22 protein-coding genes are annotated in these 25,823 nt (G+C 65.3%); 14 read left to right on the plus strand and 8 right to left on the minus strand.

The features are described from left to right. The first annotated feature begins 74 nt into the window (after positions 1-74). Positions 75-914, plus strand: coding sequence for an RMD1 family protein (locus P6U28_RS03770; protein ID WP_407121774.1), 840 nt, complete (start codon positions 75-77; stop codon positions 912-914). A 126-nt stretch (positions 915-1,040) separates the two neighbouring features. On the opposite strand, the gene P6U28_RS03775 is transcribed toward P6U28_RS03770, so the two are convergent. Beyond that, complete coding sequence (locus P6U28_RS03775) at positions 1,041-2,261, minus strand: acetate/propionate family kinase (RefSeq protein ID WP_407121775.1); 1,221 nt, start codon at positions 2,259-2,261, stop codon at positions 1,041-1,043. A 2-nt stretch (positions 2,262-2,263) separates the two neighbouring features. Continuing rightward, entirely contained in the window at positions 2,264-4,678 is a 2,415-nt protein-coding gene (locus P6U28_RS03780) for a phosphoketolase (RefSeq protein ID WP_407121776.1), read from the minus strand. A 210-nt stretch (positions 4,679-4,888) separates the two neighbouring features. Here P6U28_RS03780 and P6U28_RS03785 point away from each other — a divergent pair, with 210 nt between their 5' ends. From P6U28_RS03785 to P6U28_RS03800, 4 genes are all read left to right on the plus strand, one after another. Next, positions 4,889-6,052 (plus strand): PA0069 family radical SAM protein, encoded by a 1,164-nt coding sequence (locus tag P6U28_RS03785; protein WP_407121777.1) that lies wholly within the window; start codon positions 4,889-4,891, stop codon positions 6,050-6,052. Positions 6,053-6,076: 24 nt separating this feature from the next. Then, on the plus strand, positions 6,077-6,532 hold the full coding sequence (locus P6U28_RS03790; protein WP_407121778.1) for a VOC family protein: 456 nt from the start codon (positions 6,077-6,079) through the stop codon (positions 6,530-6,532). 78 nt (positions 6,533-6,610) lie between these two features. Continuing rightward, on the plus strand, positions 6,611-7,468 hold the full coding sequence (locus tag P6U28_RS03795) for a ribonuclease HII (RefSeq protein ID WP_407121779.1): 858 nt from the start codon (positions 6,611-6,613) through the stop codon (positions 7,466-7,468). Positions 7,469-7,687: 219 nt separating this feature from the next. After that, complete coding sequence (locus P6U28_RS03800; RefSeq protein WP_407121780.1) at positions 7,688-9,196, plus strand: glycosyltransferase family 39 protein; 1,509 nt, start codon at positions 7,688-7,690, stop codon at positions 9,194-9,196. A gap of 125 nt (positions 9,197-9,321) precedes the next feature. Here the strand turns inward: P6U28_RS03800 and P6U28_RS03805 are convergent, their stop codons facing one another. Continuing rightward, a complete protein-coding gene (locus P6U28_RS03805; protein ID WP_407121781.1) occupies positions 9,322-10,125 on the minus strand; it encodes a uracil-DNA glycosylase family protein in 804 nt (267 codons plus the stop codon). Positions 10,126-10,260: 135 nt separating this feature from the next. Between P6U28_RS03805 and P6U28_RS03810 the strand changes: the two genes are divergently transcribed. The 3 genes from P6U28_RS03810 to P6U28_RS03820 all read left to right on the plus strand — a co-directional run bounded on the left by P6U28_RS03810 (position 10,261) and on the right by P6U28_RS03820 (position 14,903). Beyond that, positions 10,261-11,922, plus strand: coding sequence for an electron transfer flavoprotein-ubiquinone oxidoreductase (locus P6U28_RS03810; RefSeq protein ID WP_407121782.1), 1,662 nt, complete (start codon positions 10,261-10,263; stop codon positions 11,920-11,922). Positions 11,923-12,198: 276 nt separating this feature from the next. Continuing rightward, positions 12,199-13,989 carry a tetratricopeptide repeat protein gene (locus P6U28_RS03815; protein WP_407121783.1) on the plus strand — a complete coding sequence of 597 codons (1,791 nt, stop codon included), beginning with the start codon at positions 12,199-12,201 and terminating at the stop codon, positions 13,987-13,989. 29 nt (positions 13,990-14,018) lie between these two features. Beyond that, positions 14,019-14,903 carry a 4-(cytidine 5'-diphospho)-2-C-methyl-D-erythritol kinase gene (locus P6U28_RS03820; protein ID WP_407121784.1) on the plus strand — a complete coding sequence of 295 codons (885 nt, stop codon included), beginning with the start codon at positions 14,019-14,021 and terminating at the stop codon, positions 14,901-14,903. A 101-nt stretch (positions 14,904-15,004) separates the two neighbouring features. On the opposite strand, the gene P6U28_RS03825 is transcribed toward P6U28_RS03820, so the two are convergent. The 5 genes from P6U28_RS03825 to P6U28_RS03845 form a co-directional block, all read right to left on the minus strand. Then, positions 15,005-15,883 carry an alpha/beta fold hydrolase gene (locus tag P6U28_RS03825; protein ID WP_407121785.1) on the minus strand — a complete coding sequence of 293 codons (879 nt, stop codon included), beginning with the start codon at positions 15,881-15,883 and terminating at the stop codon, positions 15,005-15,007. Beyond that, positions 15,876-16,508: a LysE family translocator gene (locus tag P6U28_RS03830; RefSeq protein ID WP_407121786.1), complete on the minus strand. Its 633-nt coding sequence runs from the start codon at positions 16,506-16,508 to the stop codon at positions 15,876-15,878. The genes P6U28_RS03825 and P6U28_RS03830 overlap by 8 nt, the downstream gene beginning before the upstream one ends. Before the next feature lie 44 nt (positions 16,509-16,552). After that, positions 16,553-17,815: a beta-ketoacyl-ACP synthase II gene (gene fabF, locus P6U28_RS03835; RefSeq protein WP_407121787.1), complete on the minus strand. Its 1,263-nt coding sequence runs from the start codon at positions 17,813-17,815 to the stop codon at positions 16,553-16,555. Between the two features lies 1 nt (position 17,816). After that, positions 17,817-18,332, minus strand: a complete 516-nt coding sequence (locus P6U28_RS03840) for a winged helix-turn-helix transcriptional regulator (RefSeq protein WP_407121788.1) — start codon at positions 18,330-18,332, stop codon at positions 17,817-17,819. Positions 18,333-18,808: 476 nt separating this feature from the next. After that, entirely contained in the window at positions 18,809-19,816 is a 1,008-nt protein-coding gene (locus tag P6U28_RS03845; RefSeq protein WP_122406818.1) for a polyprenyl synthetase family protein, read from the minus strand. Positions 19,817-19,949: 133 nt separating this feature from the next. Between P6U28_RS03845 and P6U28_RS03850 the strand changes: the two genes are divergently transcribed. The 6 genes from P6U28_RS03850 to glyS all read left to right on the plus strand — a co-directional run bounded on the left by P6U28_RS03850 (position 19,950) and on the right by glyS (position 25,619). Then, entirely contained in the window at positions 19,950-20,177 is a 228-nt protein-coding gene (locus tag P6U28_RS03850) for a DUF2007 domain-containing protein (protein WP_122404792.1), read from the plus strand. After that, a complete protein-coding gene (locus P6U28_RS03855) occupies positions 20,170-20,934 on the plus strand; it encodes a tRNA1(Val) (adenine(37)-N6)-methyltransferase (RefSeq protein ID WP_407121789.1) in 765 nt (254 codons plus the stop codon). The genes P6U28_RS03850 and P6U28_RS03855 overlap by 8 nt, the downstream gene beginning before the upstream one ends. A gap of 214 nt (positions 20,935-21,148) precedes the next feature. Then, positions 21,149-22,057, plus strand: a complete 909-nt coding sequence (locus tag P6U28_RS03860; RefSeq protein ID WP_122404790.1) for a S49 family peptidase — start codon at positions 21,149-21,151, stop codon at positions 22,055-22,057. Between the two features lie 105 nt (positions 22,058-22,162). Next, positions 22,163-22,354: a hypothetical protein gene (locus P6U28_RS03865; RefSeq protein WP_028178670.1), complete on the plus strand. Its 192-nt coding sequence runs from the start codon at positions 22,163-22,165 to the stop codon at positions 22,352-22,354. 227 nt (positions 22,355-22,581) lie between these two features. After that, positions 22,582-23,520, plus strand: a complete 939-nt coding sequence (locus tag P6U28_RS03870; RefSeq protein ID WP_209294956.1) for a glycine--tRNA ligase subunit alpha — start codon at positions 22,582-22,584, stop codon at positions 23,518-23,520. After that, a complete protein-coding gene (gene glyS / locus P6U28_RS03875) occupies positions 23,520-25,619 on the plus strand; it encodes a glycine--tRNA ligase subunit beta (RefSeq protein ID WP_407121790.1) in 2,100 nt (699 codons plus the stop codon). Before P6U28_RS03870 ends, glyS begins: the two co-directional genes overlap by 1 nt. Positions 25,620-25,823: the final 204 nt, after the last annotated feature.

Consider the following 25,823-nt stretch of genomic DNA (forward strand, 5'->3'; position numbering starts at 1 on the left):
CTCTCAGAGGAGACTTCAGCTTGCAAGAAAGGGCGAACGAAGATGTGCGATCTCGGTCCCGGGAGAGGCCTCACATGAACGCCGATCAACCCGCCGTCAGCATGATGCCAACGTCGCCGAAGCAGGGGACTGCGCCGACCTTGCGGATCCGCGCGCTGATGCTCGGCGAGCGCATCAATGCTTCCAGCCTGGAGATCGGCACGCTGGTGTCCTCGACGCCGGCCGCCTTCCGCGTCCATGCCGGCCTTGCCGCAATCTTCCGCTACGGCGTCGTGGTGCTGATCGGGCTGCTTCCGTCCGAGGAGAAGGTCCTCGTCGATAATCTGAAGTCGCGTGTGACCGGAGAGCTCAGCCCGTACGAGGAGGAGATCGCACAGGTGCAGCTCTGCAACGATGAGGCCGCCGAGACGATCCAGCCGGGCGGGCCGATCTGCCTCGCCAAATTCTCCGACGACCGGCTGCTGCTGGTCGCGGATGCGCTCGCCAAGAGCACGTCGCTGGCGCGCGACGAGCGCCGCGTCGCCGCGGTCTTCGACGTGATCGAGCCGTTCGCACGGGAGCTCGCCGAAGGCGGCCGCACGCCGCGCCGGCGCAAGGGCATTCTGCAATTGATCGGTAATGCACTGCTGGTGCAGCAGCGCGTCGCGGGCCGCGTCGCGGTCGCCGAGAAGCCCGACGTGCTCTGGGAGAAGCCGGAGCTCGATCGACTCTATTCCCGTCTCGAGGACGAGTACGAGTTGAAGGAGCGCCTCGACACGCTCGAGCGCAAGCTCACCGCGGTGTCGGAGACCGCCAACGCACTGACCGACATCATCGACACCCAGCGCTCGCTCCGCCTGGAGATCGCGGTCGTGGTCCTGATCGTGATCGAGGTCGCGATCGGGTGTTTTCAGATATGGTCGGGGACTCATTAGTGCTCGATGAATCATCCGCGAGCGAGATGCGCGTGACTGTGCCCTCGCCCCTTGTGGGAGAGGGCAGCGATACCAGGAGACACAAACTCATTCGGGGTGAGAGATCTGTCTCCGCGAACTCATTGCTTATGCGAACGCGGACAGAACGCTTCGCCCACCTGGAGTCGCCATCGCTCGCAGCACCCTTGCGCAGTGCCGTGCGATCGTCAGTTCCTCATTCGTTGGAACGACGAACACCTCGACGCTGCCATCGCCCCGGCTGATGCACTCGCGTGCGGCATCATTCGCAGCAGCATCGATGCGCACGCCCATCCAGGCGAGACACTCGCCGATCGCGCCGCGGATCTCCTTGGCATGCTCGCCGATGCCGCCGGTGAAGATCAGACCGTCCAGCCCTTCGAGCCTGGTCGACATCATCGCAATCCCCTGCGCCGCACGGAAGACGAAGAGATCGACCGCCTCTCGCGCCGCAGCCTCGCCGCTCGCCAGCAGCGTGCGCATGTCCGCGGAGGTGCCGGAGACGCCGAAGAGGCCTGACTCGTGATAGAGCAGGTGTTGGACCTCCTCGACCGACATGTTCTCGTGTTGCTGCAGATAGAGCAGCACGCCGGGATCGATCGTGCCGCAGCGCGTGCCCATCACGAGGCCGTCGAGCGGCGTCAGCCCCATCGTGGTGTCGACGCTGCGGCCATTGCGCAATGCGCAGAGGCTGGCGCCGTTGCCGAGATGCGCGATGACGATGCGCCTCGCCGTGAGCTCCGGCGCGATCTCGGCCAGGCGTCCTGCGACATATTCGAAAGACAGGCCGTGGAAGCCGTAACGCCTGACGCCACGCGCCTCGAAGCGCCTGGGAATGGCGAAGCGGCTCGCCGGCGGCGCGAGGCCGTGGTGGAAGGCGGTGTCGAAACACGCGATCTGCGTCAGCCCGGGCCGGAGCGCCGCGAGCGTGCGGACTGGCGCAAGGCAGCGCGGCTGGTGCAGCGGCGCCAGCGGTGTCAACGCCTGCAGCTTCGCGGTGAGATCGTCCGTCAGGACGACAGGGCCTGAATAATCCGGCCCGCCGTGAACGATGCGATGGCCGACGGCACGGAGGCTGCGTTCGCCGAACCGGTCCTCGACGAAGGCGAGCACGTCGGCGAACAGATGACCGTCCTCGGCATCCGATGCGTCTCTCCGCGTCTCGACCAGGTCCTCCCCCGCGGCGCTCCTCACGATGAGCCGGGGTTTTGCCTCGTGTTCGTCGAGCTGGCCCTTGCACAGCAGGATGGGATCGGCCGCCGCAATCTCGAACAGGCCGAACTTGATGCTCGACGATCCCGAATTCAGCGCGAGGACCGTGTTCGACATGGCTAGTCGCCGGCTTCGGCCGGCGTGTTGCCGCCGGCGCTGTTCGGCCAGACCCAGTCGCGGATCTCAGGCACATCCTCGCCATGCTCGCGGATGTAGCGGGAGTGCTCGATCAGCCTGTCGCGGAATCGCTGCTTCACTTGTGCGGCCCTGGTCGCGAGCCCCGGCACGCGCTCGATCGCCTCGATGGCGAGGTGGTAGCGATCGAGCTCGTTGAGAACGACCATATCGAAGGGCGTCGTCGTGGTGCCTTCCTCGGCAAAGCCGCGCACATGCATGCCGGCATGATTGGTGCGGTTATAGGTCAGCCGGTGAATGAGATAAGGGTAGCCGTGATAGGCGAAGATCACCGGCTTGTCGCGCGTGAACAGGCTGTCGAAGTCGCGGTCGGACAGGCCGTGCGGATGCTGCTCCTTGGGTTGCAGTGTCATGAGGTCGACGACGTTGACGACGCGGATCTTCAGATCCGGCAGTGCCTTGCGCAAGAGATCGACGGCGGCGAGCGTCTCCAATGTCGGCACGTCGCCGGCGCAGGCCATCACCACGTCGGGCTCCTCCTTTTCGTCCTCCGTTCCGGCCCAGGTCCAGATGCCGATGCCTGCATCGCAGTGTGTCGCCGCGTCCTGCATCGACAGCCATTGCGGCGCCGGCTGCTTGCCGGCGACGATCACGTTGATGCGGTTGTAGGTGCGCAGGCAATGGTCGGCGATCCACAGCAGCGTGTTGGCATCCGGCGGGAAGTAGATGCGGACGATGTCGGACTTCTTGTTGGCGACAAGGTCGACGAAACCGGGGTCCTGATGGCTGAAGCCGTTATGGTCCTGCCGCCAGACATGCGAGGTCAGAAGATAGTTGAGCGAGGCGATCGGGCGCCGCCACGGCAGGTCGCGCGTAACCTTCAGCCATTTGGCATGCTGGTTGAACATGGAATCCACGATGTGGATGAAGGCTTCGTAGCAGGAGAAGAAGCCGTGCCGTCCGGTCAGCAGATAGCCTTCCAGCCAGCCCTGGCAGAGATGCTCGCTCAAGACTTCCATCACGCGCCCATCCTGCGCGAGATGCACGTCGTAAGGCTCGATCGGTTCCATCCAGACGCGTTCGGTCGCTTCGAACACGGCGTCTAACCGGTTCGACGCCGTCTCGTCCGGGCCCGTGATGCGGAAATTGCGTTGTTGCGCATTGAGACGAATGACGTCGCGCAGGAATTTGCCGAGCTCGCGCGTCGCTTCCGCCACGGTGCCGCCGGGCTGCGGCACCTCGATTGCGAAGCTGCGAAAGTCGGGCAGTTTCAGCTCTTTCTTCAGGAGGCCGCCATTGGCATGTGGATTGGCGCCCATGCGCCTGACGCCTTCGGGCGCGAGCGCCTGGAGCTCGGGAATGAGCGCGCCGTTCGCGTCGAACAGCTTTTCGGGCTCATAGCTGCGCATCCAGTGTTCGAGCAGCTTGAGGTGCGCCGGGTTCTCGCGGCAGCTCGCGACGGGCACTTGATGCGCGCGCCAAAAACCCTCGACCTTCTTGCCGTCGACTTCCTTCGGGCCAGTCCAGCCTTTCGGGCTGCGCAGCACGATCATCGGCCAGCGCGGCCGCCCGACGCTCGTGCGCCCGTCACGGGCGTGCTGCTGGATCGAGCGGATACTGGCGAGCGCGACATCGAGCGCATCCGCCATGGCGTGGTGCATCAATTTGGGATCATCGCCCGCAACGAACAGCGGCTCATGGCCGAACCCATGGAAGAGATCGCGGATCTCCGCATCTTGCATCCGTCCGAGCACGGTCGGATTTGCGATCTTGTAGCCGTTGAGATGCAGGATCGGCAGCACCGCGCCGTCATGGGCCGGGTTCAAGAACTTGTTCGAATGCCACGACGCAGCTAACGGGCCGGTTTCCGCCTCGCCGTCGCCGACGACGCAGGCGACGATCAAATCAGGGTTGTCGAATGCCGCGCCATAGGCGTGCACCAGCGCGTAGCCGAGTTCGCCGCCTTCGTGGATCGAGCCCGGCGTCTCCGGCGCCGCATGGCTCGGAATGCCGCCGGGGAAGGAGAACTGCCTGAACAGCTTGCGCAATCCGTCGGTATCCCGCGCGATGTCGGGATAGATCTCGCTGTAGCTGCCTTCGAGGTAGGTGTTGGCGACCATGCCCGGTCCACCATGGCCGGGACCGCAGACATAGATCACGTTGAGGTCCAGCGCGCGGATGACGCGGTTGAGATGGGCGTAGATGAAGTTCAGGCCGGGCGTCGTGCCCCAATGGCCGAGCAAACGCGGCTTGATGTGCTCGGGTCGTAACGGCTCGCGCAGCAGCGGATTATCGAGCAGGTAGATTTGCCCGACGGAGAGGTAGTTGGCGGCGCGCCAATAGCGATCGAGCAGACCGAGGTCGCTGCTCGCGGCGGCCGTTTTTTGTTGAATTGTCATGTTCCTGTCGGCTTTCACCCAGCGATCGTCACCAACTTTGTTCCGGCGCGATCGATCCCTGTGCGGGATCAAACGAAATCGTCGCGACCGGCGTGTTGCGTGATGTCAAAGGCGCGCGCCCGAAATTTGGGTGGCTACTTTGCATGGGGTTGTTTTCGCGTTTTTTGTTCTTGTTCTTGATTTGTTCCGTTTGCGTGCTATGTTGGGCTCATGAGTCGAGCATCCTCTCGTGCCCTCAAGCACCCGCCGGTCACGGCGCCCTCCGAGCCGGCGGGTGCGCCTTCAGATTTCCCCGAGCTTGGCGTCGCCATCGACCGCGCGCGCCGGCGAGGGCGGGGAGCACAATCCAATGCCACCGGCCGCTACGAGGCCGAGGCGCGCGTCGCTTTCGATGACGGCTGGCAGAGCCTGGAAGAGCTGCCGCCGTTCAAGACCACGGTCGGTGTGGACACCTCGCGCAAGGTCATCACCCGGAACGACTCCCCCGACATCGGCTTCGACCGCTCGATCAATCCGTATCGCGGCTGCGAGCATGGCTGTGTCTATTGCTTCGCGCGGCCGACACATGCCTATCTCGGCCTCTCGCCGGGGCTGGACTTCGAGTCAAAACTGTTCGTGAAGCCAGAGGCACCTTCGCTGCTGGAGAAGGAGCTCGCCGCACCCGGCTACGAGCCGCGGATGATCGCGATCGGCACCAACACCGATCCCTATCAGCCGATCGAACGCGAGCGAAAGATCATGCGCGGCATCCTCGAGGTGCTGGAACGCGCTAGCCATCCGGTCGGCATCGTCACCAAGTCGGCGCTGGTCGTGCGCGACATCGACATTCTCGCGCGGATGGCCAAGCGCAACCTCGCCAAGGTCGCGATATCCGTCACCTCGCTCGACCCGAAGCTGGCGCGCACCATGGAGCCGCGGGCCTCGACACCACCGAGGCGGCTGGAGGCGCTGAAGCAGCTCTCTGATGCCGGCATTCCCACCACGGTGATGGTTGCGCCCGTGATTCCCGCGCTGAACGATTCCGAGATCGAGCGAATCCTCGATGCCGCCGCCCACGCCGGCGTCAAGGAGGCCTCGTACGTGCTGCTGCGGTTGCCGCTGGAGGTCCGCGATCTCTTCCGCGAATGGCTGATGGCGAACTATCCGGACCGCTACCGCCACGTCTTCACCCTGATCCGCGACATGCGCGGCGGACGCGACTACGATGCGAAATGGGGCGAGCGGATGAAGGGCACCGGCCCGATGGCCTGGACCATCGGCCGCCGCTTCGAGATCGCTTGCGACAGACTCGGCCTCAACAAGCGCCGCTCCAAGCTGACGACGGACCACTTTGCGCGGCCGAAGCGGAACGGCGACCAGCTCAGCCTGTTCTGACCGGACAAACGGAAGAGGCATCGCGTGGTTAAGGAACTCGCCGTGCCGGTGCCACGACTGACCGTCATTACGTTGGGTGTCAGCGACATCCGCGCCAGTATCGCGTTTTACGACGCACTCGGCTTCTCGCGCCGCCTGAAGGCGACCGGCGAGGCGGTCGCCTTCTACGACACCGGAGGTCCGGTGCTCGCGCTTTATCATTGGGATCGGCTCGCGGCCGGCGCATCGGTGCCTGACCGGCCGAGGCCCACGACCTTTCGTGGCACCACGCTCGCCTGGAATTGCGCGACGCGCGGGGAGGTCGATCAGGTGCTGGCCTTCGCCATCGGGAAGGGAGCCGCCTTGCTGAAGGCGGCGCACGAGACCGATTACGGTGGCTATTGCGGCTATTTTGCTGATCCCGACGGCCATGTCTGGGAGGTCGTGGTCGCGCCTGGCATCGAGGTGGGCGAGGACCGACGGGTGCATCTGGCGGAATAGGGGCGGCCAGCCTGAATAACGGGAATTATCCTGGGTTCCAGGTTGCGCTGGCGAAGCCCCTTGCGCACGATCCCGGCCATGATTCGGGACAAGTCCGCCAAGAACCCAGCCAAAGACGCGCCCAAGAAGCAGGCCGCGAAGAAGGCCGCGCCTGACAAGGCGGTCAAGACGCCTGCGGCTGGCGCTCCGGAGGTTGCTGCCGGCAAGAAAGGTATCATTGCCATTGCTCCCCCCAGCTTTCGTCGGGAGCGCGCGTTGATCAAGCGCGGCGTCTGGCCGGTCGCCGGTTGCGACGAGGCCGGCCGCGGCCCGCTCGCCGGCCCCGTGGTGGCGGCGGCGGTGATTCTCGATCCCGACCGCATTCCGCGCGGCATCGATGATTCCAAGCGCCTGACCGCCGAGGAGCGCGAAAAACTGTTCGACAAGATCTGCGCCACCGCGCAGGTCTCGGTTGTCGTCGCCTCGCCCGCGCGCATCGACCGCGACAACATCCTGCGCGCCTCGCTATGGGCGCTGAAGCGCGCCGTGGTGGCACTGCCCGAGACGCCCAGGCACGTCTTCGTCGACGGCCGCGACCGGCTCGAAACGGAATGCGATTGCGAGGCGGTGATCGGCGGCGACGGCATCGTGCTGTCGATCGCCGCGGCATCCATTGTCGCCAAGGTTACCCGCGACCGGCTGATGTGCGCGCTGGCGCAGGACTGCCCCGGCTACGGCTTCGAGCAGCACAAGGGCTATGCCGTCCCCGAACATCTCGAGGCGCTCGACCGTCTCGGCCCGTCCATTCATCACCGCAGCTTCTTCGCCCCCGTCGCCGCCGCCCGCGCCAAGCACATGCCTTGGACCGTCGAGCCGGAGCGGGACTTGTTCTCGGTGACCGAGGTCGAGGTACAGATGGACGCGCAAATTGAGATCGACGGATCGGCAACTCTCTAGGACGTCGGCCCCGCCGCACCCTCATCCGTCATGGCCCGGCTTGATCCGGCCATCCACGCGTGGATCTTCGGGCCTTCGCCGCGCCGGCTTCGACCGCGCAGGCGGGACAAGCCCGGGCATGACGAGCACACCAAAGTTGCCACGACGCGCAGCGCCCATTATCAAATCGAATGTGAGCGAATAGGGCCGGCTGGACTGGCTGCATCATTCGGACGTTGCATGCGGTTTACCTCCCTGGTCATCGAGCTCATTCGCGCCCGGCCGCGGCTGATCGTATGGATCGCCGTGCTGCTTCAGGCGGCGATGTGGCTGTTCGTGGCGCTGGTGTTCTACCGCAGCCCGCCCGGCACTCTTGCGACGCTGCTGGCCTTCGGCCGCGAGTACCAGGTCGGCACCGATCTCGGCCCGCCGCTGCCGGTCTGGCTCGCCGACATCGCCTATCGCGCGGCCGGCGGTCATATGTTCGGCGTCTATGTGCTTGCCGAGGTGTGCGAGATCGCGACCTTCATCGCGCTCTTTCATCTGTCTCGCGCCGTGGTCGGCTCCCAGCACGCGGTGCTCGCCGTGCTCCTGACCATGACCGCGCTGGCGTTCTCCTCGTCCGCGCTCGACTTCGGGCCGCTGGTCCTGGCGCGGCCACTCTGGGCGCTATTGCTGCTGCACACCTGGCAGATCATCGGCCAGCGCCGCGGCAATGCCTGGTTCGCCTGGTCGATCGAAGCGGGACTCTTGCTGCTGACGACGCCTGCGGCGATCTTTCTCCTCCTGCTGATCATCATCTTCGCGATCTCGACCGCAGCCGGGCGCAGGACGCTGCGCGGGCTCGATCCGCTGTTTGCACTGATCGTCGTCGCCGTGCTGGCGCTGCCCTATGCGGTCTGGCTGATGCGCGCCGAGACGTTGACGCTGCCGGCCTTGCCGCAAGTCACCGAGCTCAGCGCCCGCGCGCTGCATGCGGCCTGGCTGCTCGGAGGATTGGTGCTCGGGGCGGCGACGATTCCGGCGCTGACCTTTCTCAATACCGGGCTGTTCGCCGACAAGGGCGAGGAGCCGCCGATCATCTATCGCCCGCCGGTCGAGCCGCTCGCGCGCAGCTTCGTCTACTTCTTCGCGCTGGCTCTGCCGCTCGGCGCGGTGCTGATCTCCGGCTTGCTGGGGCTCGACTCCGTCGTCGGCGGCGCCGGTGTCGTGCTGGTCATGTCGGGGCTCGCCGCGGTCGTCGCGGCCGGCGATCTCATCGCGATGCGCCGCGCGCGGATGCTGCGCATGGTCTGGGCTGCCGCCGTCGTCGCACCCGCCGCCGGTGTGGTGCTCGCCGTGCTGTTCCTGCCCTGGACCGGTGCCAACGAGATTGCGACCTCGATGCCGGCGCGTGCGATCTCGGACTTCTTCGACGAGAGCTTTGCCCGCCGCACCAACCATCGCTTGCGTGCCGTCGCCGGCGAGCCCCAGCTCGCCAGCCTGATCGCACTGCATTCCGGCCGGCCGCATCTCTTCATCGACGCCGATCCGGCACGCACGCCGTGGATGAATCGGTCCAAGTTCAGCGAAACTGGCGGCGTCGTGGTCTGGCGCGCCTCCGATACCGCCGGAACCCCGCCGCCGGACATCCTCAAGCGCTTCCCCGGCATCGTGCCTGAAGTCCCGCGCGCCTTCGAATGGCTGGTGACGGGCCGCCAGCCGCTGCTGCGCATCGGCTGGGCCATCGTGCGGCCGAAGGGGACGTGAGGTGCTCTCTCCGCCGTCATTGCGCGGAGCCCTTGCGACGAAAGCAATCCAGAGTCTCTCTCCGGAAAGATTCTGGATTGCTTCGCTGCGCTCGCAATGACGGGGAGAGAGCGTTCTGCCCCTCGCTATCCCGCCAGCACCTTCGCGACTGCGCGCAGATCCTGCCAGGCCAGCCGCTTGTATGACGGCGAGCGCAACAGATAGGCCGGATGGAAGGTCGGCAGCGCGCGGATGGTGCGTGCGCCGGTGTCATAATCGAACCAGCGCCCGCGGGTGCGCATGATGCCTTCGCGCGTTCCGAGCAGCGTCTGGGTCGAGGGATTGCCGAGCGTCACCAGCACATCCGGGTTCACCAGCTCGATCTGGCGCTGGATGAAGGGCAGGCAGATCTGCGTCTCCTGCGGCGTCGGCGTGCGGTTGCCGGGCGGCCGCCAGGGAATGACGTTGGCGATGTAGGCTGTGGTGCGGTTGAGCCCTATGGCCCCCATCATCAGATCGAGCAGCTTGCCGCTGCGCCCGACGAAGGGCAGTCCCTCGATGTCCTCGTCGCGCCCTGGCGCCTCGCCGACGAACATAATGCGCGCCTTGGGATTGCCGTCGGCGAACACCAGCCGTGTCGCCGTGTGCTTCAGCGCGCAGCCCTCGAAAGTTTGCATCAACTCGCGCAATGCCTCCAGCGTCGGGGCGGTGCGCGCGGCCTCACGCGCCGAGGCGATGGCGACATCCGGTGCAGGCGCGGCTTCAGCACGTATGACCGCGGGCGCGGCGACCGGCCGCGGCGCCTCGAGCGGTGCCGTGCGCGGGGAAGGTGGCGGAGCGTCGATTTCCGCCAGGCGGTCTATCGGTTCCTCCGCAAGCGCGCAGTCGACACCGGCCTCCAGATAGAAGGCGAGCAGCTCTCGGACGGTGGGTGCGGGTTCGGGGATCATGGGAAAGTCTGACTTTTATATCACCTTGGATGGCCTTGCATCCCGGCGGAACGCGATTCCGAGGTTGTCCTACCCGGAAAAATCGGAAACAAGAGGGCGCAAACGACCGAGGACCGTCTCAAGGGCTGAGATCAGATGAGCACCGAAGAACTTCCCCCGCGCGAATCCATGGAATTCGACGTCGTCATTGTCGGCGCTGGCCCCTCGGGTCTGTCGGCCGCGATCCGGCTGAAGCAACTCAATGCCGATCTCAATGTGGTCGTGGTGGAGAAGGGCTCCGAGGTCGGCGCACATATTCTCTCGGGCGCGGTGATCGACCCGGCCGGACTCGACAAGCTCATTCCGGACTGGCGGGAGGATGCCGACTGCCCGCTGAAGACGCAGGTCAAGGACGACCGCTTCTACTGGATGACGGGCGGCGGCGCGATCAAGCTGCCGAATTTCATGATGCCGCCGCTGATGGACAATCATCACTGCTATATCGGCTCGCTCGGCAATGTCTGCCGCTGGCTGGCGCGCAAGGCCGAGGCGCTCGGCGTCGAGATCTATCCGGGCTTTGCCGCGGCCGAGGTGCTCTACGACGAGGGGGGCAAGGTCAGGGGCATCGCCACCGGCGACATGGGCATCGGCCGCGACGGCAAGCCGAAGGATTCCTTTACCCGCGGTATGGGATTGCTCGGCAAGTACACGCTGTTTGCCGAAGGCGCCCGAGGCAGCCTGACCAAGCAGCTCATCAACAAATTCGCACTCGACGCCAAGGCTGAGCCGCCAAAATTCGGCATCGGCCTCAAGGAGGTTTGGCAGATCGATCCCGCCAAGCACCAGAAGGGCTTGATCCAGCATTCGTTCGGCTGGCCGCTCGACATGAAGACCGGCGGCGGCTCGTTCCTGTACCATTACGACGACAATCTCGTCGCTGTCGGCTTCGTCGTGCACCTCAATTACGACGATCCCTATCTGTCCCCGTTCGACGAATTCCAGCGCTTCAAGACCCATCCCTCGATCCGCGGCACCTTCGAAGGCGCCAAGCGGCTCGCTTATGGCGCGCGCGCCATCACCGAGGGCGGCTATCAGTCGGTGCCGAAGCTGAGCTTCCCCGGGGGCGCGCTGATCGGTTGCGCGGCCGGGTTCGTCAACGTGCCGCGCATCAAGGGCGTGCACAACGCGATGGGCACCGGCATGCTCGCCGCCGAGCACGTCGCAGCCGCGATTGCCGCCGATCGCGCCAATGACGAACTCGTCGAATACGAGAATGCCTGGCGCACGTCGTCGGTCGGAAAGGATTTGTTCCTGGTCCGCAACGTCAAACCGCTGTGGTCGAAGTTCGGCACCGTGCTCGGCGTCGCGCTGGGCGGCTTCGACATGTGGTGCAACACGCTGTTCGGCGGCTCGCTGTTCGGCACCCAGTCGCACCTCAAGCCCGACCGCGCCACGCTCGATCCTGCCAAGAGCCACGCGCCCAGGAATTACCCGAAGCCCGATGGCAAGATCACCTTCGACAAGCTGTCCTCGGTGTTTTTGTCCAACACCAATCACGAGGAGGACCAACCGATCCATCTGAAGGTGGCGGACATGAACCTCCAGAAGGCCTCCGAGCATGACGTCTTCGCCGGCCCCTCGAATCGCTACTGCCCGGCCGGCGTCTATGAATGGATCGAGGAGGGGGCGGGCCCGCGCTTCCAGATCAATGCCCAGAACTGCGTCCACTGCAAAACCTGCGACGTGAAGGATCCCAACGGCAACATCACCTGGGTTCCCCCGGAGGGCGGCGGCGGCCCGAACTACGAGGCGATGTAAGGGCGGGCTCACTGGTGAGCTGACGCACGTTCGCGTGAGAACCCGGCCGCGGCCACTCGCCGCGGCCACGATAAGGCCATAGTAGCGGCGTCTTGGGGCGCGGGTGGCCGGTTTGGGGCGTGCGGAGGCGATCGTCCGGTCCGAATCCTTGCGGCGAAGCGCCAAAAGCGGCATTGTCGGCCTGACGGTTCCGGGTCCCGATGCCACCGGCCGCGTTCGCATGCGATACGGCCTTCTGCTGCAAACCCAGGCAATACCAACTCAAGGCGAGCCCTGATGTTTTCAAATCGTTTCAACCGCTGGACTGCTGCCGCCATCGTCCTCACCGCGATCACGACGGTCCCCGGCGCGGTGCTGGCGCAGACGCCGGATCATCCGGAGAGCACGGCGGCGCAGTTTCCGACCCGAAACGATCTGAAGTCGCTGACCGGTGCCGGCAGCTATCTCGCCGCGCGCCACGCCAGCGTCGAGCGTGACGCGGCGTCCGCCGCCGCATTCTATCGTTCGGCGCTCCGCACCGATCCGAAGAACAACGAGCTGCTCGACCGTGCCTTCATCTCCTCGGTCGCGGACGGCGACATCGACGAGGCGGTCAAGCTCGCCGAGCGCATCCTCACCATCGACAAGACCAACCGTGTCGCGCGTCTCGTCGTCGGCGTGCATGATCTCAAGCTGAAGAAGTACGCGGCTGCGCAGACCAATATCAACCAGTCGATCCGCGGTCCGATCACCGATCTCGTCGCCACGCTGCTGTCGGGCTGGGCCGCCTATGGTGCGGGCGATGCCAAGGGTGGTGTCGCCGCCATCGACAAGCTGGCAGGTCCGGAATGGTATCCGCTGTTCAAGGACCTTCATGCGGGCATGATCCTGGAGCTCTCCGGCAAGGAGAAGGACGCCGGCACCCGCTTCGAGCGCGCCTACAAGCTCGACGATTCCATGCTGCGCGTGACCGAGGCCTATGCGCGCTGGCTGTCGCGCAACAAGGATTCCACCGCCGCGACCAGTGTCTACCAGGCCTTCGACAAGAAGCTCGCGCGTCATCCGCTGATCCAGGAAGGTCTGCGCGAGACCAAGGCCGGCAAGAAGATGCCGCCGCTCGTGGATTCCGCGCAGGCCGGCGCCGCCGAAGCGCTCTATGGCATCGGCGCGACGCTGACCCGCCGCGGCGGCGAGGATCTGGCGCTGGTCTATCTCCAGCTCTCGCTCTACCTGCAGCCGAGCCATCCGCTGGCACTGCTCTCGCTCGCCGATCTCTACGAATCGGTGAAGCGGCCGCAGATGGCGATCAAGGTCTATGAGCGCGTGCCCGCGTCCTCGCCGCTCAAGCGCAACGCCCAGATTCAGCTCGCCATCGATCTCGACTCCGCCGACCGCACCGACGAGGCGATCAAGATCCTCAAGGGCGTCACTACGGAGGATCCCAAGGACCTCGAAGCCATCATGGCGCTCGGCAACATCGAGCGCGGCCGCAAGAAGTTCGGCGACTGCGGCGCGACCTACTCGCAAGGCATCGACGTGCTGCCGGCCGGCAACGACAAGGCCAATAGCGTCTGGTACTACTATCGCGGCATCTGCGAGGAGCGCTCCAAGCAGTGGGCCAAGGCCGAAGCCGACATGAAGAAGGCGCTCGAGCTGCAGCCCGACCAGCCGCACGTGCTCAACTATCTTGGCTATTCCTGGATCGACCAGGGCATCAATCTCGACGAGGGCATGAAGATGATTAAGCGCGCCGTCGAGCAGCGTCCCGACGACGGCTATATCGTCGATTCGCTCGGCTGGGCCTATTACCGCATCGGCAATTATGAGGAGGCGGTGAAGAACCTCGAGCGCGCGATCGATCTCAAGCCCGAGGATCCCACCATCAACGACCACCTCGGCGATGCCTATTGGCGCGTCGGCCGCACGCTGGAAGCCAAGTTCCAGTGGTCGCATGCGCGCGATCTCAAGCCCGAGCCGGAAGAGCTGCCGAAGATCGAGGCCAAGATCGCCAATGGCCTCACCGAGGATAATTCCAACTCTTCCGCGGCGCAGGCCGAGAAGAAGAAGGACGACGGCAAGGGCGGCTGAGATCTGGGGCAAGTTGGGGGCTGTCGCCGATGCCGGCGTTGATTGAAGAAGGGCGGGCGAAGGTCAATTTGAGCCTTCGCGTCGTCGGCCGTCGTGCCGACGGCTATCATGATCTCGAAAGCGTGGTCGCGTTCGCCGACTGTGCCGACAGGCTCACGCTGGAGCCCGACGGCGAGCTGAAGCTCACCACCACCGGGCCGCTGGCTGCGGCTTGCGGCGACACCGCTGACAATCTCGTGCTCAAGGCCGCCAAGCTTCTGGCCGAGGCCGTCCCTGGCCTGAAGCTCGGCGCCTTCTCACTCGACAAGGTGCTTCCGGTTGCCGCCGGCATCGGCGGCGGCTCAGCGGATGCCGCAGCGGCGCTGCGGCTCCTCGCGCGTCTCAATGATCTATCGCTCGATGATCCCCGCGTTCAGAAAGTCGCGCTCGCGACCGGCGCCGACGTGCCGGTGTGCCTCCTCTCGCGCGCCTGCGACATGACCGGCGTCGGCGAGCAGCTGTTGCCGCTCGCGCTGCCGAGCATGCCCTGCGTCTTGGTCAATCCGCGCGTGCCGGTTGCCACCAAGGACGTGTTCCAGGCGCTGGGCCTGCGCAACGGCGAGCTTCTGGTTGGCGCTACCTCGGTCCTCGAAGCGCCGGCGTGGCCGGAGGAGGGGGCCTCGATCGCCGATTGGGTCGAGGTTCTCGAAACGGTTGCCAATGACCTCGAAGCGCCGGCGATGCGGATCGAGCCTGTCATCGGCGAGGTGCTGGACGCCTTGCGTACCTCCGCCGGCGTCAAGCTCGCCCGGATGTCCGGCTCCGGCGCGACGTGCTTTGCGATCTATGGCGCACCGGTCGAGACGCACGCCGCCGCCGAAAAGATCCGCCGCGATCACCCCGGCTGGTGGGTGCATGCGGGGACGTTGAGCTAGCTCTGCTCGTCATTGCGAGCGTAGCGAAGCAATCCAGAATCTCTCAGCGGTGACAGTCTGGATTGCTTCGCTACGCTCGCAATGACGTGGATATAGTCGAGCTAGCCTAAGCCGTCCTCGGCCAATTCCAGAAACCGCCGGATCTCGTCCAACACCTCCTGCGGCTTGTCATGCTGCAGCCAGTGTCCCGCCCCGGCGATGGTCTTGATGCGCGCGTTCTGGAAATAGCGCTCCAGGCCTGCGGCCTTTGCGCCGGCCAGAAAACTTTCGCCGGCATTGAGCAGCAGCGTCGGGCAGGCGATGCGTGACCACAAGGCGACGTGATCGTCGGGCCAGAGCCGGTGCGGCGCGCTGGCACGTTGGTAGGGATCGAACTTCCAGCTATAGGTGCCGTCCTCGTTCCGTCGCGCGCCATGCGTGGCGAGATGCAGCGCGAGGTCGCGCGACAGCCGCCTGTTGTGAAGCACCATCTGCGCGGCCGCGTCCGCTAGAGTCGAATATCGACGCGGCGTCCGGTCGTGCAGCTTGTCGAGCTGGGCCATCCATTTGCCGACGCGCTCATGCACCGGCGGCTTTGGTGCATCCGGCAACATGGTCACGCCGTCGAGGACGACCAGCTTCGTGACCTGCTCGGGGAATGAACCTGAAAAGATCAGGCTCACCATGCCGCCCATCGAATGGCCGATGAGAGCCACTTGAGGCGCTGCAATGGTGCGGACGAGCTGGGTAAGATCGTAGACATATTCGGTCAGCGCGTAGCTGCCGCCCCTCGTCCAATCGGAATCGCCGTGACCGCGCAGGTCGGGTGCGAGCACGTGAAAATGCGGCTGCAACGATCGGGCGATGTGATCCCAGCTGCGGCAATGATCGCGGCCCCCATGGACCAGGATCAGAGCGGGCGCGCCCTCGTTGCCCCAGTCGGCGTAATGCAGCCGCAGGCCGTGCGATTCATAGAAGCGGCTTTGCGGGGTGCTAGCCATTTGCCGGCCGCCGCGCCAAGGCAAGCGAGAGGCCGAGGCCCGCGATGAAGACGCCGGAGCCTTGCGTGAGGCGCCGCATCAGCTGCGGCCGTCCGATCAGCTGCGCGCGCGTTGCCGAGGCCATCAGCACCACCACGACGTCGGCGAGTGTGTTCAGTGCCACCGAGATCGCACCGAGCAGGATGAATTGGAGCGTCGGGTTCGATCCCGCGGGATCGAGAAACTGCGGAATGAAGGCGAGAAAGAACGCCGCAGTCTTCGGATTCAGCGCCTCGACCAGCACGCCGTCGCGGAACGCGCGCTTGTCGCCGACGGCTTCGCTCTCGAGCGACTGCGCACGCACGGCGCCGCGAAACGTCCTGATGCCGAGCCAGACCAGATAGAGCGCGCCGACGAATTTCACGGCGGCAAACAATTCCGCGCTGGCCAGGATGATCGCGGAGATGCCAAGACTGCCGGCCACGACATGGACCATGCCGCCCAGCGCCGTGCCCGCGGTCGCGGCAAAGCCGCTCGCGTGGCCATCCGAAAGTGTTCGCGCCGCGACGTAGAAAATGCCGGGGCCGGGAATTGCCGCAATCAGGAATGCTGCGGCCAGGAACAGCCAGAAATTGGTTTCGGTCATCCTGTTTTCGTAGCTGAGCGAGCGGCGATTGCAAGGCCTCTCGCTTAGCCCATCCGGCGGAAGATCACGCTCGCATTGACGCCGCCGAAGCCGAACCCGTTGGAGATCGCATGCTGCATCGGCATCGGCCGTGCGGCACCGGCGACAATGTCGATGCCGTCAGCGCCAGGATCCGGGTTTTCGAGATTGAGCGTCGGCGGCGCGATTTGATCGCGCAGAGCGAGCACGGCGAAGATTGCTTCCAGCCCACCGGCCGCGCCGAGCAGATGGCCGGTGGCCGATTTGGTCGCGCTCACCGCAATGCCCCGATTGCGGCCGAACAGCGTGGCGATGGCGCCGAGCTCGCTCTCGTCGCCGGCCGGAGTCGACGTCGCGTGCGCGTTCAGGTGCTGCACATCCGGGGGCGCGAGCTTCGCCTGCCGTAGCGCGATCTCCATGGCGCGGCGGGCGCCGTCGCCATCCGGTGGACCCGATGTCATGTGATAGGCGTCCGCCGTCGTGCCGTAGCCGACGATCTCGGCGATCGGCGTCGCACCGCGCGCGAGCGCATGCTCCAGCGCCTCGATCACCAGGATGCCTGCACCTTCGCCCATGACAAAGCCGTCGCGGTCGCGATCGAACGGACGCGAGGCGCGTGCGGGTTCGTCGTTGAAGCCGCTCGACAGGGCTCGCGCCGCCGCAAAGCCGCCGAGGCTGACGATATCGATGCAGGCCTCGGCGCCGCCGCAGATCGCGACATCGGCCTCGCCGAGGCGGATCATGCGTGCGGCATCGCCGATCGCCTGCACGCCGGCCGCGCAGGCCGTGACCGGCGTGCCCAGCGCGCCCTTGTAGCCGTATTTGATCGAGACGTGGCCGGCGGCGAGATTGGCGAGGAAGGAGGGAATCGTGAACGGCGACAGCCGACGCGCGCCGCGCTGCTCGGTGGTGCGCACGGCCTCCGCCATTGCGGGAAAGCCGCCGACGCCGGAAGCGATGATCGTCGCGGTGCGCTCCAGCGCGGCTGCGTCCTGCGGTGTCCATCGGGCTTGCGCGACCGCTTCTGCCGTGGCGAGCAGTGCGAACAGAATGAAGCGGTCCATCTTGCGCTGGTCTTTGGGCGCCGCGGCCTGCGCCGGATCGAAGCCGCCTTCGGCATCATCGGCCTTGTCGGGCACGAGCCCGGCAATGCGCGCCGGCAGCGCCTGCGCCCATTCGGGCAGCGGCCGCAGCCCGCTTTGCCCGGCGAGCAACCGCCGCCACGACAATTCGACACCGCAGCCGAGCGGCGACACCGCGCCCATTCCCGTCACGACGATACGACGCATGTCAGTCTCCGGCCGGCGCGACGGCCGGGTTCATTGCCCTGAGTGAAGCGAGGTGCTTGCGCATGCCGCGGCTGGCGCGTGGCCCGGGAATGGCGATGGTATTGGCGAGCGTGATAGGCTGCATGTCGGCCGCGTCGACCACGACCGGATCGAACGGGCGTGCGCTGTTCCGGTTCGCCAGCAGGATGGATTCGCCTTTGGGCGCGAGATGCTTGTTGCCCCAGGCGAGCAGCGTAGTGATCACGGGAAAGAAATCCCGCGCCTTGTCCGTCAGCACATATTCGTAGCGTGGCGGCCGATCTTGATAGCGGCGGCGCGTGAACATGCCGCTCTCGGTGAGATGGGCGAGCCGCCGCGACAGGATGTTCGGTGCAATGCCGAGGTTTTGCGAGAACTCGTCGAACTTCGTCGCCCCCTGAAATGCATCGCGCAGGATCAGGATGCTCCACCATTCGCCGACCGTCTCCACGGCGCGGCCGACGGGGCATTCCAGGATCGAGGGGGATTTTGGCTGCATGGCGGGAAAGTATGGGAGTGACTTGCAAAATGCAAGTGACTGGGTGTGCTAGGCTGAGGAGCGAATGAGGCTGGGTTCTGCTGGTGAGACAAAGCGCAGTTGCTGGTCAGACGCTCTCGTGCCCCGGCTTTGCAGCGCAGCGCCTGCTGGCGGTGCGCTGCAAAGCTGGGGCCCATACTGCTGATCGCTGGATGTCGCATGGGTCCCGGCTCTGCGCAGCAGCGTTTCACGCTGCAGCGGGTCCGGGACACGAGAGCGAGCGGTGCCGGACGCGCCACACTCCGTCATTGCGAACGTAGCGAAGCAATCCAGGCCGTCTCCGCGACGGGATTCTGGATTGCTTCGCTGCGCTCGCAATGACGCAGTGGAGACAGCGCACACATATCACCGTCACCCTGAGGTGCTCGCCTCTTCGGCGAGCCTCGAGGGATAGGCTAACAATCGCGCGTCGATCGATAAAGGGTAAGCGCCGTCGCCTAATGCGACCGCGCCAAACAGAACGCCACGACCTGCTCCAGCGCGCTCTTCATCGGTGAGGGCGGGAACAGCGCGAGTGCATCGACGGCCATGTCGCCGTAGTGCTGGGCGCGGCTCAGCGTATCCTCGAGCGCGCGGTGCTTGTTCATCAGGCCGATGGCGTGATCGAGGTCGCCATCGCCGATCTCGCCGCGCTCCAGCGCCCGGATCCAGAACGCGCGCTCGGTATCGTTGCCGCGGCGGAAGGCGAGCACGACGGGCAGGGTGATCTTGCCCTCGCGGAAATCGTCGCCGGTGTTCTTGCCGAGCTTGGCGCTCTTGCCGCCATAATCGAGCACGTCGTCGACGAGCTGGAAGGCGATGCCGAGATTCATGCCGACAGAGCGGCACGCGGTCTGCTCCGCCTTGGGGCGGTTGGCGATGACAGGGCCGACCTCGCAGGCGGCTGCGAACAATTCGGCGGTCTTGCCGCGGATCACGGCGAGATATTCGTCCTCGGTGGTCGCGGTGTTCTTGGCTGCGGCCAGCTGCATCACCTCGCCCTCGGCGATGGTGGCGGCGGCCGCGGAGAGGATGTCGAGCGCGCGCAGCGAGCCGACCTCGACCATCATGCGAAAGGCCTGTCCCAGCAGGAAGTCACCGACCAGCACGCTCGCCTCGTTGCCCCAGAGCATGCGCGCCGACAGCTTGCCGCGGCGCATCTCGCTCTCGTCGACGACGTCGTCGTGGAGCAGGGTGGCGGTATGCATGAACTCGACGGAGGCAGCCAGCTTGATATGGCCGTCGCCGGTGTAGCCGGCGAGATTGGCCATGGCGAGCGTCAGCATCGGGCGCAGGCGTTTGCCCCCGGAGGAGATCAGGTGGTTGGCCACTTCCGGGATCATGGTCACATCCGAACCGGTCCGCGACAGGATCGTGGCGTTGACGCGCTCCATATCGGGGGCGACAAGGGCAACCAGCTCTTCGATCGACGCGCCGGGAGTTTCGAAAGGTACGATGACGGCCACGCCGGTCTCCAATATTTGCCCCGAAAGGGCTATTCTGATGGAAATACAATAGAAACTGGCGGCGGATGCGGCAAGGCCCGCGGAACCATTGACATTTGTCGCTTTAGCGACCTTCAGGCAGGAGACCTGCGTTTTGCGCGAACTGGTTCGGACCAACGATATGGTGCTGGTATCGGCGATTGGCGCGCTGCTCGACGGCGCCAACATCCATCATCTGGTGCTTGACCAGAACATGAGCATCATCGAGGGCTCGCTCGGCATTTTGCCGCGGCGGATCCTGGTTCATGAGGACGACGCCCAGGAGGCTAGGGAGCTCCTCACCGAAGCCGGCCTCAGCCACGAATTGCGCAGCGATGATTGAGGCCACAGATATTACCGAAGATGCCTTTCTCGGCGGGCAGTTGCGCTTGCGGCAGAAGCGATCCGGCCATCGCGCCGGGCATGACGCTATCCTGCTTGCGGCGGCGACCGGCGCCCAGGCCGGAGACCGCGTGGTCGATTTCGGCGCCGGCGTCGGCACGGCGGGTCTCGCGCTCGCTCGGCGCGTAGAGGGGATCAGGCTCAGCCTGGTCGAGATCGATCCGGAACTGGCGGAGCTCGCGCGGGCCAATGCCGCGGCGAACGCGATCGCCGCCGAGACCATCGTGCTCGACGTCACCGCGGATGCGCAGGCGTTTGCAGCAAACGGACTCCTGCCTGACAGTGTCGACGCAGTGCTGATGAACCCGCCCTTCAACGATCCCGCACGCCATCGCGGCTCGCCGGATCAGGCACGTCACGCCGCCCATGTGGCGACGGGGGAGACCCTGCATGCGTGGGTGCATGCAGCGCGGCGTATCCTCCGATCGAGCGGTGCGCTGACTCTGATCTGGCGCGCGGACGGAATCGCGGACGTCATGGCAGCGCTGTCACGCGGCTTCGGCAGCCTCGCGATCCTGCCGGTCCATGGCGAAGCGGGAAAGCCCGCGATCCGTGTTCTGGTCCGCGCAGTCAAAGGCGGCCGGGCTCCGACACGGTTGCTGCCGGGCCTCATGCTCAACGAAGAGTCAAACGTGCCTAAAAAAGAGGTAAGGGATATTCTGGAAGGAAAGGCGGAGGTGACGCTGGCGGAGCCGTGAGGCTTACTGCGGAAGCGATTCCGACTGCTGCTCTTGCGGAGAGGTGAAGCGAATCGCCGTGAAAAGCGCACCGATCAGCAGCATCAGCAGATAAATCTTCATGGCGTTTCCTCCGCTGCCTATTGCAGCTTCCCAACGGAAGATCTGCAAAACACGTTCCAGGCACTTCCAATGACACTCGCGTGATAAGAAATGGTTAATCAGAGGTAACGGCATGGCCGAACATTCGAACGATCGAGAGAGTTCCGGCCTGGCCGACAAGCTCATGCAATATCTGCCGGCGCGCTTCCGCCCCGGTGCGGCGGTGGTGCCGGTGGTGCGGCTGTCCGGCGTGATTGGTGCGGTGACGCCACTGCGTCCCGGCTTGACGCTTGCTGGCGTCGCGCGGGTGCTCGAGCGCGCGTTTTCCTATCGGCACGCCAAGGCCGTGGCGTTGGTGATCAATTCACCCGGCGGCTCGCCGGTGCAGTCGCGACAGATCTACCTGCGGATCAAGCAACTGGCGGCGGAGAAGAAGCTGCCGGTGCTCGTGTTTGTCGAAGACGTCGCGGCCTCCGGCGGCTACATGATCGCCTGCGCCGGCGACGAGATCATCTGCGATCCTTCTTCGATCCTCGGTTCGATCGGTGTTGTCGGCGGCAGTTTCGGTTTTCAGGAGGCAATCAAGCGGCTCGGCATCGAGCGGCGCCTCTACACCGCAGGCGAACACAAGGCGATGCTCGACCCGTTCCTCCCGGAAAACCCCGATGACGTCGTCAGATTGAAGGCGATCCAGCGCGAGATCCACCAGATCTTCATCTCGCTGGTCAAGGAGAGTCGCGGCGCGCGGCTGAAGGGAGCGGACGACGCGCTGTTCACGGGCGAATACTGGGCCGGCGAGAGCGCCATCGCGCTGGGGCTCGCCGACGGCATCGGCGATCTCCGCTCAACTCTTCGTGCCCGCTATGGCGAGAAGGTTCTCACGCCCGTGATCGTGCAGCCGACCGGGCTGCTCTCCGGCCTCTTGGGGCGAAAAGCGCCCGGCGCGGGGCAGCTTTCGGCCCTGGAATCAATGGCCGGCCTGCCGGACGAATTGATCTCTGCTGTGGAGACGCGGGCGATTTGGGCGAAATTCGGGTTCTAGGCTCGGGCCCTCCCGCGCCATTTGGCCCGAGGTGAGCCAATTGCGGCGCAGGTCCATCTGCGCGACAATGTGCGTGGGGGCTGAGCATTGAATAAGGATCGACCGATGCCGCCGTTCGTCGCTTTCGCGGGCGTCCTGGGCGGGCTTGCCGTGGTCCGCTGGGCCTACAAGACCGCTGTCCGGATCAACCAGGAGCTGGAGGAGATGCGCCTGTCGCGCGTCGCTGAAGCCGCCCGTATGGGGGATATCCAGACGCTGAAGCGTGATCCCGTGACCGGAGCTTACCGGCCGGGGTAGCCGGCGTTCTTTTTCGCACACCGTAATTCCAGGGCGGTCGGCAGGACCGAACCCCGGTGCGCGATTGCGCACCTGAGAATCTCGAGATTTCGGGTCCGATGCTCCGGGCGTCCCGTCGCATCGTCCCGGAATGACAGCCATTTCCGCCCCCTTCGCCTTGATTCCCATCCCCGCCGTCGATACGGTCCCGCGCGATTCAAAACCCCCCGCGAGAGCCTGATCTGACGATGGACGCCTCATTGCCCGCCCATATGCGCCCGGAACGCTCGTTCCAGGGCTTCATCCTCGCGCTCCAGCGGTTCTGGGCCGAGCAGGGCTGCGTGATCTTGCAGCCTTACGACATGGAAATGGGCGCGGGCACCTTCCATCCGGCGACCACCCTGCGCGCGCTCGGGCCAAAGCCATGGAACGCGGCCTATGTGCAGCCCTCGCGCCGGCCCAAGGACGGCCGCTACGGCGAGAACCCCAACCGGATGCAGCACTACTACCAGTTCCAGGTGATCATGAAGCCGTCGCCGCCGAACCTTCAGGAGCTGTACCTGAAGTCGCTCGCGGCGATCGGCATCGATTCCGCCGTGCACGACATCCGCTTTGTCGAGGACGATTGGGAGAGCCCGACGCTGGGCGCCTGGGGCCTGGGGTGGGAGTGCTGGTGCGACGGTATGGAGGTCAGCCAGTTCACCTATTTCCAGCAGGTCGCGGGCTTCGAATGCGCGCCGGTTGCGGGCGAGCTCACCTATGGCCTCGAGCGCCTCGCGATGTACGTGCAGGGCGTCGACCGCGTCTACGACCTCAACTTCAACGGCCGTGATGGCGACTCCAAGGTCACCTATGGAGACGTCTTCCTGCAAGCGGAGCAGGAATATTCGCGGCACAACTTTGAATATGCCGACACCGCGATGCTGTTCGAGCAGTTCAAGATGGCGGAGGCTGCCTGCAAGAAATACCTCGACGCCGGCTGGCGCGAAGGCGGCAACAGCAAGCAGCATCTGATGGCGCTGCCGGCCTATGACCAGTGCATCAAGGCGAGCCATGTCTTCAACCTGCTCGATGCGCGCGGCGTGATCTCCGTGACCGAGCGGCAGAGCTACATTCTGCGCGTGCGTGAGCTGGCCAAGGCTTGCGGCGAGGCCTGGATCCACACTGAAGCGGGCGGAGCGGCCTGATGCCCGATCTTTTGCTTGAACTCTTCTCGGAAGAAATCCCCGCGCGCATGCAGGCCAAGGCGGCCGACGATCTGCGCCGCATGGTCACCGACAAGCTGGTTGCCGAAGGCCTGGTCTACGAGGGCGCGAAAGCCTTCGCGACGCCGCGCCGTCTTGCGCTCACCGTGCACGGCATTCCTGCGCGCCAGCCTGATCTGAAGACCGAGCGCCGCGGCCCCAAAGTCGGCGCGCCCGACGCGGCCGTGCAGGGCTTTCTCAAAGCGACAGGATTGAAGTCGCTGGACGAGGCCAAGATCCAGCGCGACCCCAAGGGTGATTTCTACATCGGCTTGATCGAAAAGCCCGGCCGCGACGCGATCGACGTGCTCGCCGAATTCCTGCCCGTCATCATCCGCACCTTCCCCTGGCCGAAATCGATGCGCTGGGGCGCGCGTTCCGGAAAACCCGGCTCGCTGAACTGGGTGCGTCCGCTGCACGCGATCACCGCGACCTTCGGGCTCGAGACCGAAGAGCCGGATGTCGTGAAGTTTGCGGTGGACGGCATCGAGACCGGCCAGACCACCTACGGCCACCGCTTCCTCGCGCCGGCGCCAATTCAGGTGCGCCGCTTCGAGGACTATGAGGCAAAGCTACTCGATGCCAAGGTCGTGCTCGACCCCGAGCGCCGCAAGGACGCCATCCTCACCGACGCCAAGCAGCTTGCCTTTGCGCAAGGTTTCGAGCTCGTGGAGGACCAGACCCTGCTCGATGAGGTCGCGGGCCTGGTCGAATGGCCGGTCGTGCTGATGGGCTCGTTCGAACCGGAATTCCTGACAACGCCCGGGGAGGTGATCCGCGCCACCATCCGCAATAACCAGAAGTGCTTTGTCGTCAGCGATCCCAAGACGGGCAAGCTCGCGAGCAAGTTCATCCTGGTCGCCAATATCGAGGCGACTGACGGCGGCAAGACCATCGTCGCCGGCAATGAGCGCGTCATCCGCGCGCGCCTGTCGGACGCGAAGTTCTTCTACGAGACGGACCTCAAGACCAAGCTTGAGGATCGTCTGCCGAAGTTCGAGCAGATCGTGTTCCATGAGAAGCTCGGCACCCAGGCCGCGCGCATCAAGCGCATCGAGCGTCTCGCCGCCGAGATCGCGCCTTTGGTTGGCGCCGATGTCGCCAAGGCGACGCGTGCTGCGCATCTGGCCAAGGCCGATCTGCTGACCGAGGTCGTCGGCGAATTCCCCGAGGTCCAGGGCCTGATGGGCAAGTACTACGCCTTGGCGCAGCGCGAGGACGCCTCCGTCGCCGCTGCGTGCGAAGAGCATTACAAGCCGCAAGGCCCTGCCGATCGCGTCCCGACTGATCCGGTCAGCGTTGCGGTCGCGCTTGCTGACAAGCTCGATACGCTGGTCGGCTTCTGGGCGATCGACGAAAAGCCGACGGGCAGCAAGGACCCCTATGCGCTGCGGAGAGCGGCGCTGGGCGTGATCAGGCTGATTGCCGAGAACGCGCTTCGTCTGTCGTTGATGAAGGTGGCGGAGTCCGCGTTCGCCGGCCTCTCGGTGAGGTCCGCCGATGCGCAGAAGCTTCCGAGCGACCTGCTCGCCTTCTTCGCCGACCGTCTGAAAGTCCAGCTTCGCGAGCAGGGCGCGCGGCACGATCTCGTCGACGCCGTGTTCGCCCTCGGCGGCCAGGACGATCTCTTGATGATCGTGCGCCGCGTCGAGGCGCTCGGAAAATTCCTCGACACTGACGACGGAAAGAACCTGCTCGCCGGCACCAAGCGGGCCAGCAACATCCTTTCGATCGAGGAAAAGAAGGACAAGCGGACCTTCGACGGTGCGCCGGATGCTGCGCTTTACAGCCTCGCTGAGGAAAAGGCGCTTGCCAAGGCGATTGGCGAGGTGAAGGCGGGAGCCGGCGCCGCCGTCGCCAGGGAAGACTTTGCTGCCGCCATGAGCGCGATGGCAAAGCTGCGCCCGCCGGTGGATGCGTTCTTCGACAAGGTCCGCGTCAACGACGATGATCCGAAGGTGCGCGAGAACCGCCTGAAGCTGCTGAACGAGATCCGCAGCGCCACGCGGGCGGTGGCGGACTTCTCGAAGATCCAGGATTGAGGCGAGGCCGTGCAATAGGCACCACCGTGCGCGAAGCGCAGACCATAGTGCGCAATTGCGCACCTGAGAATCTCGAGGTTCCGGGTTCGGTCCTGCGGACCGCCCCGGAACGACGGTGCTCCGAAGCACAAAAAAAGCCCCGCCCGGCGGGGGGAGGACCGGGCGGGGCCTGATGTCCGATTAAACACTGCTCGCGCCAGCCTG

The organism is Bradyrhizobium sp. STM 3561, assembly GCF_045571455.1.
Lineage (GTDB): Bacteria > Pseudomonadota > Alphaproteobacteria > Rhizobiales > Xanthobacteraceae > Bradyrhizobium > Bradyrhizobium vignae.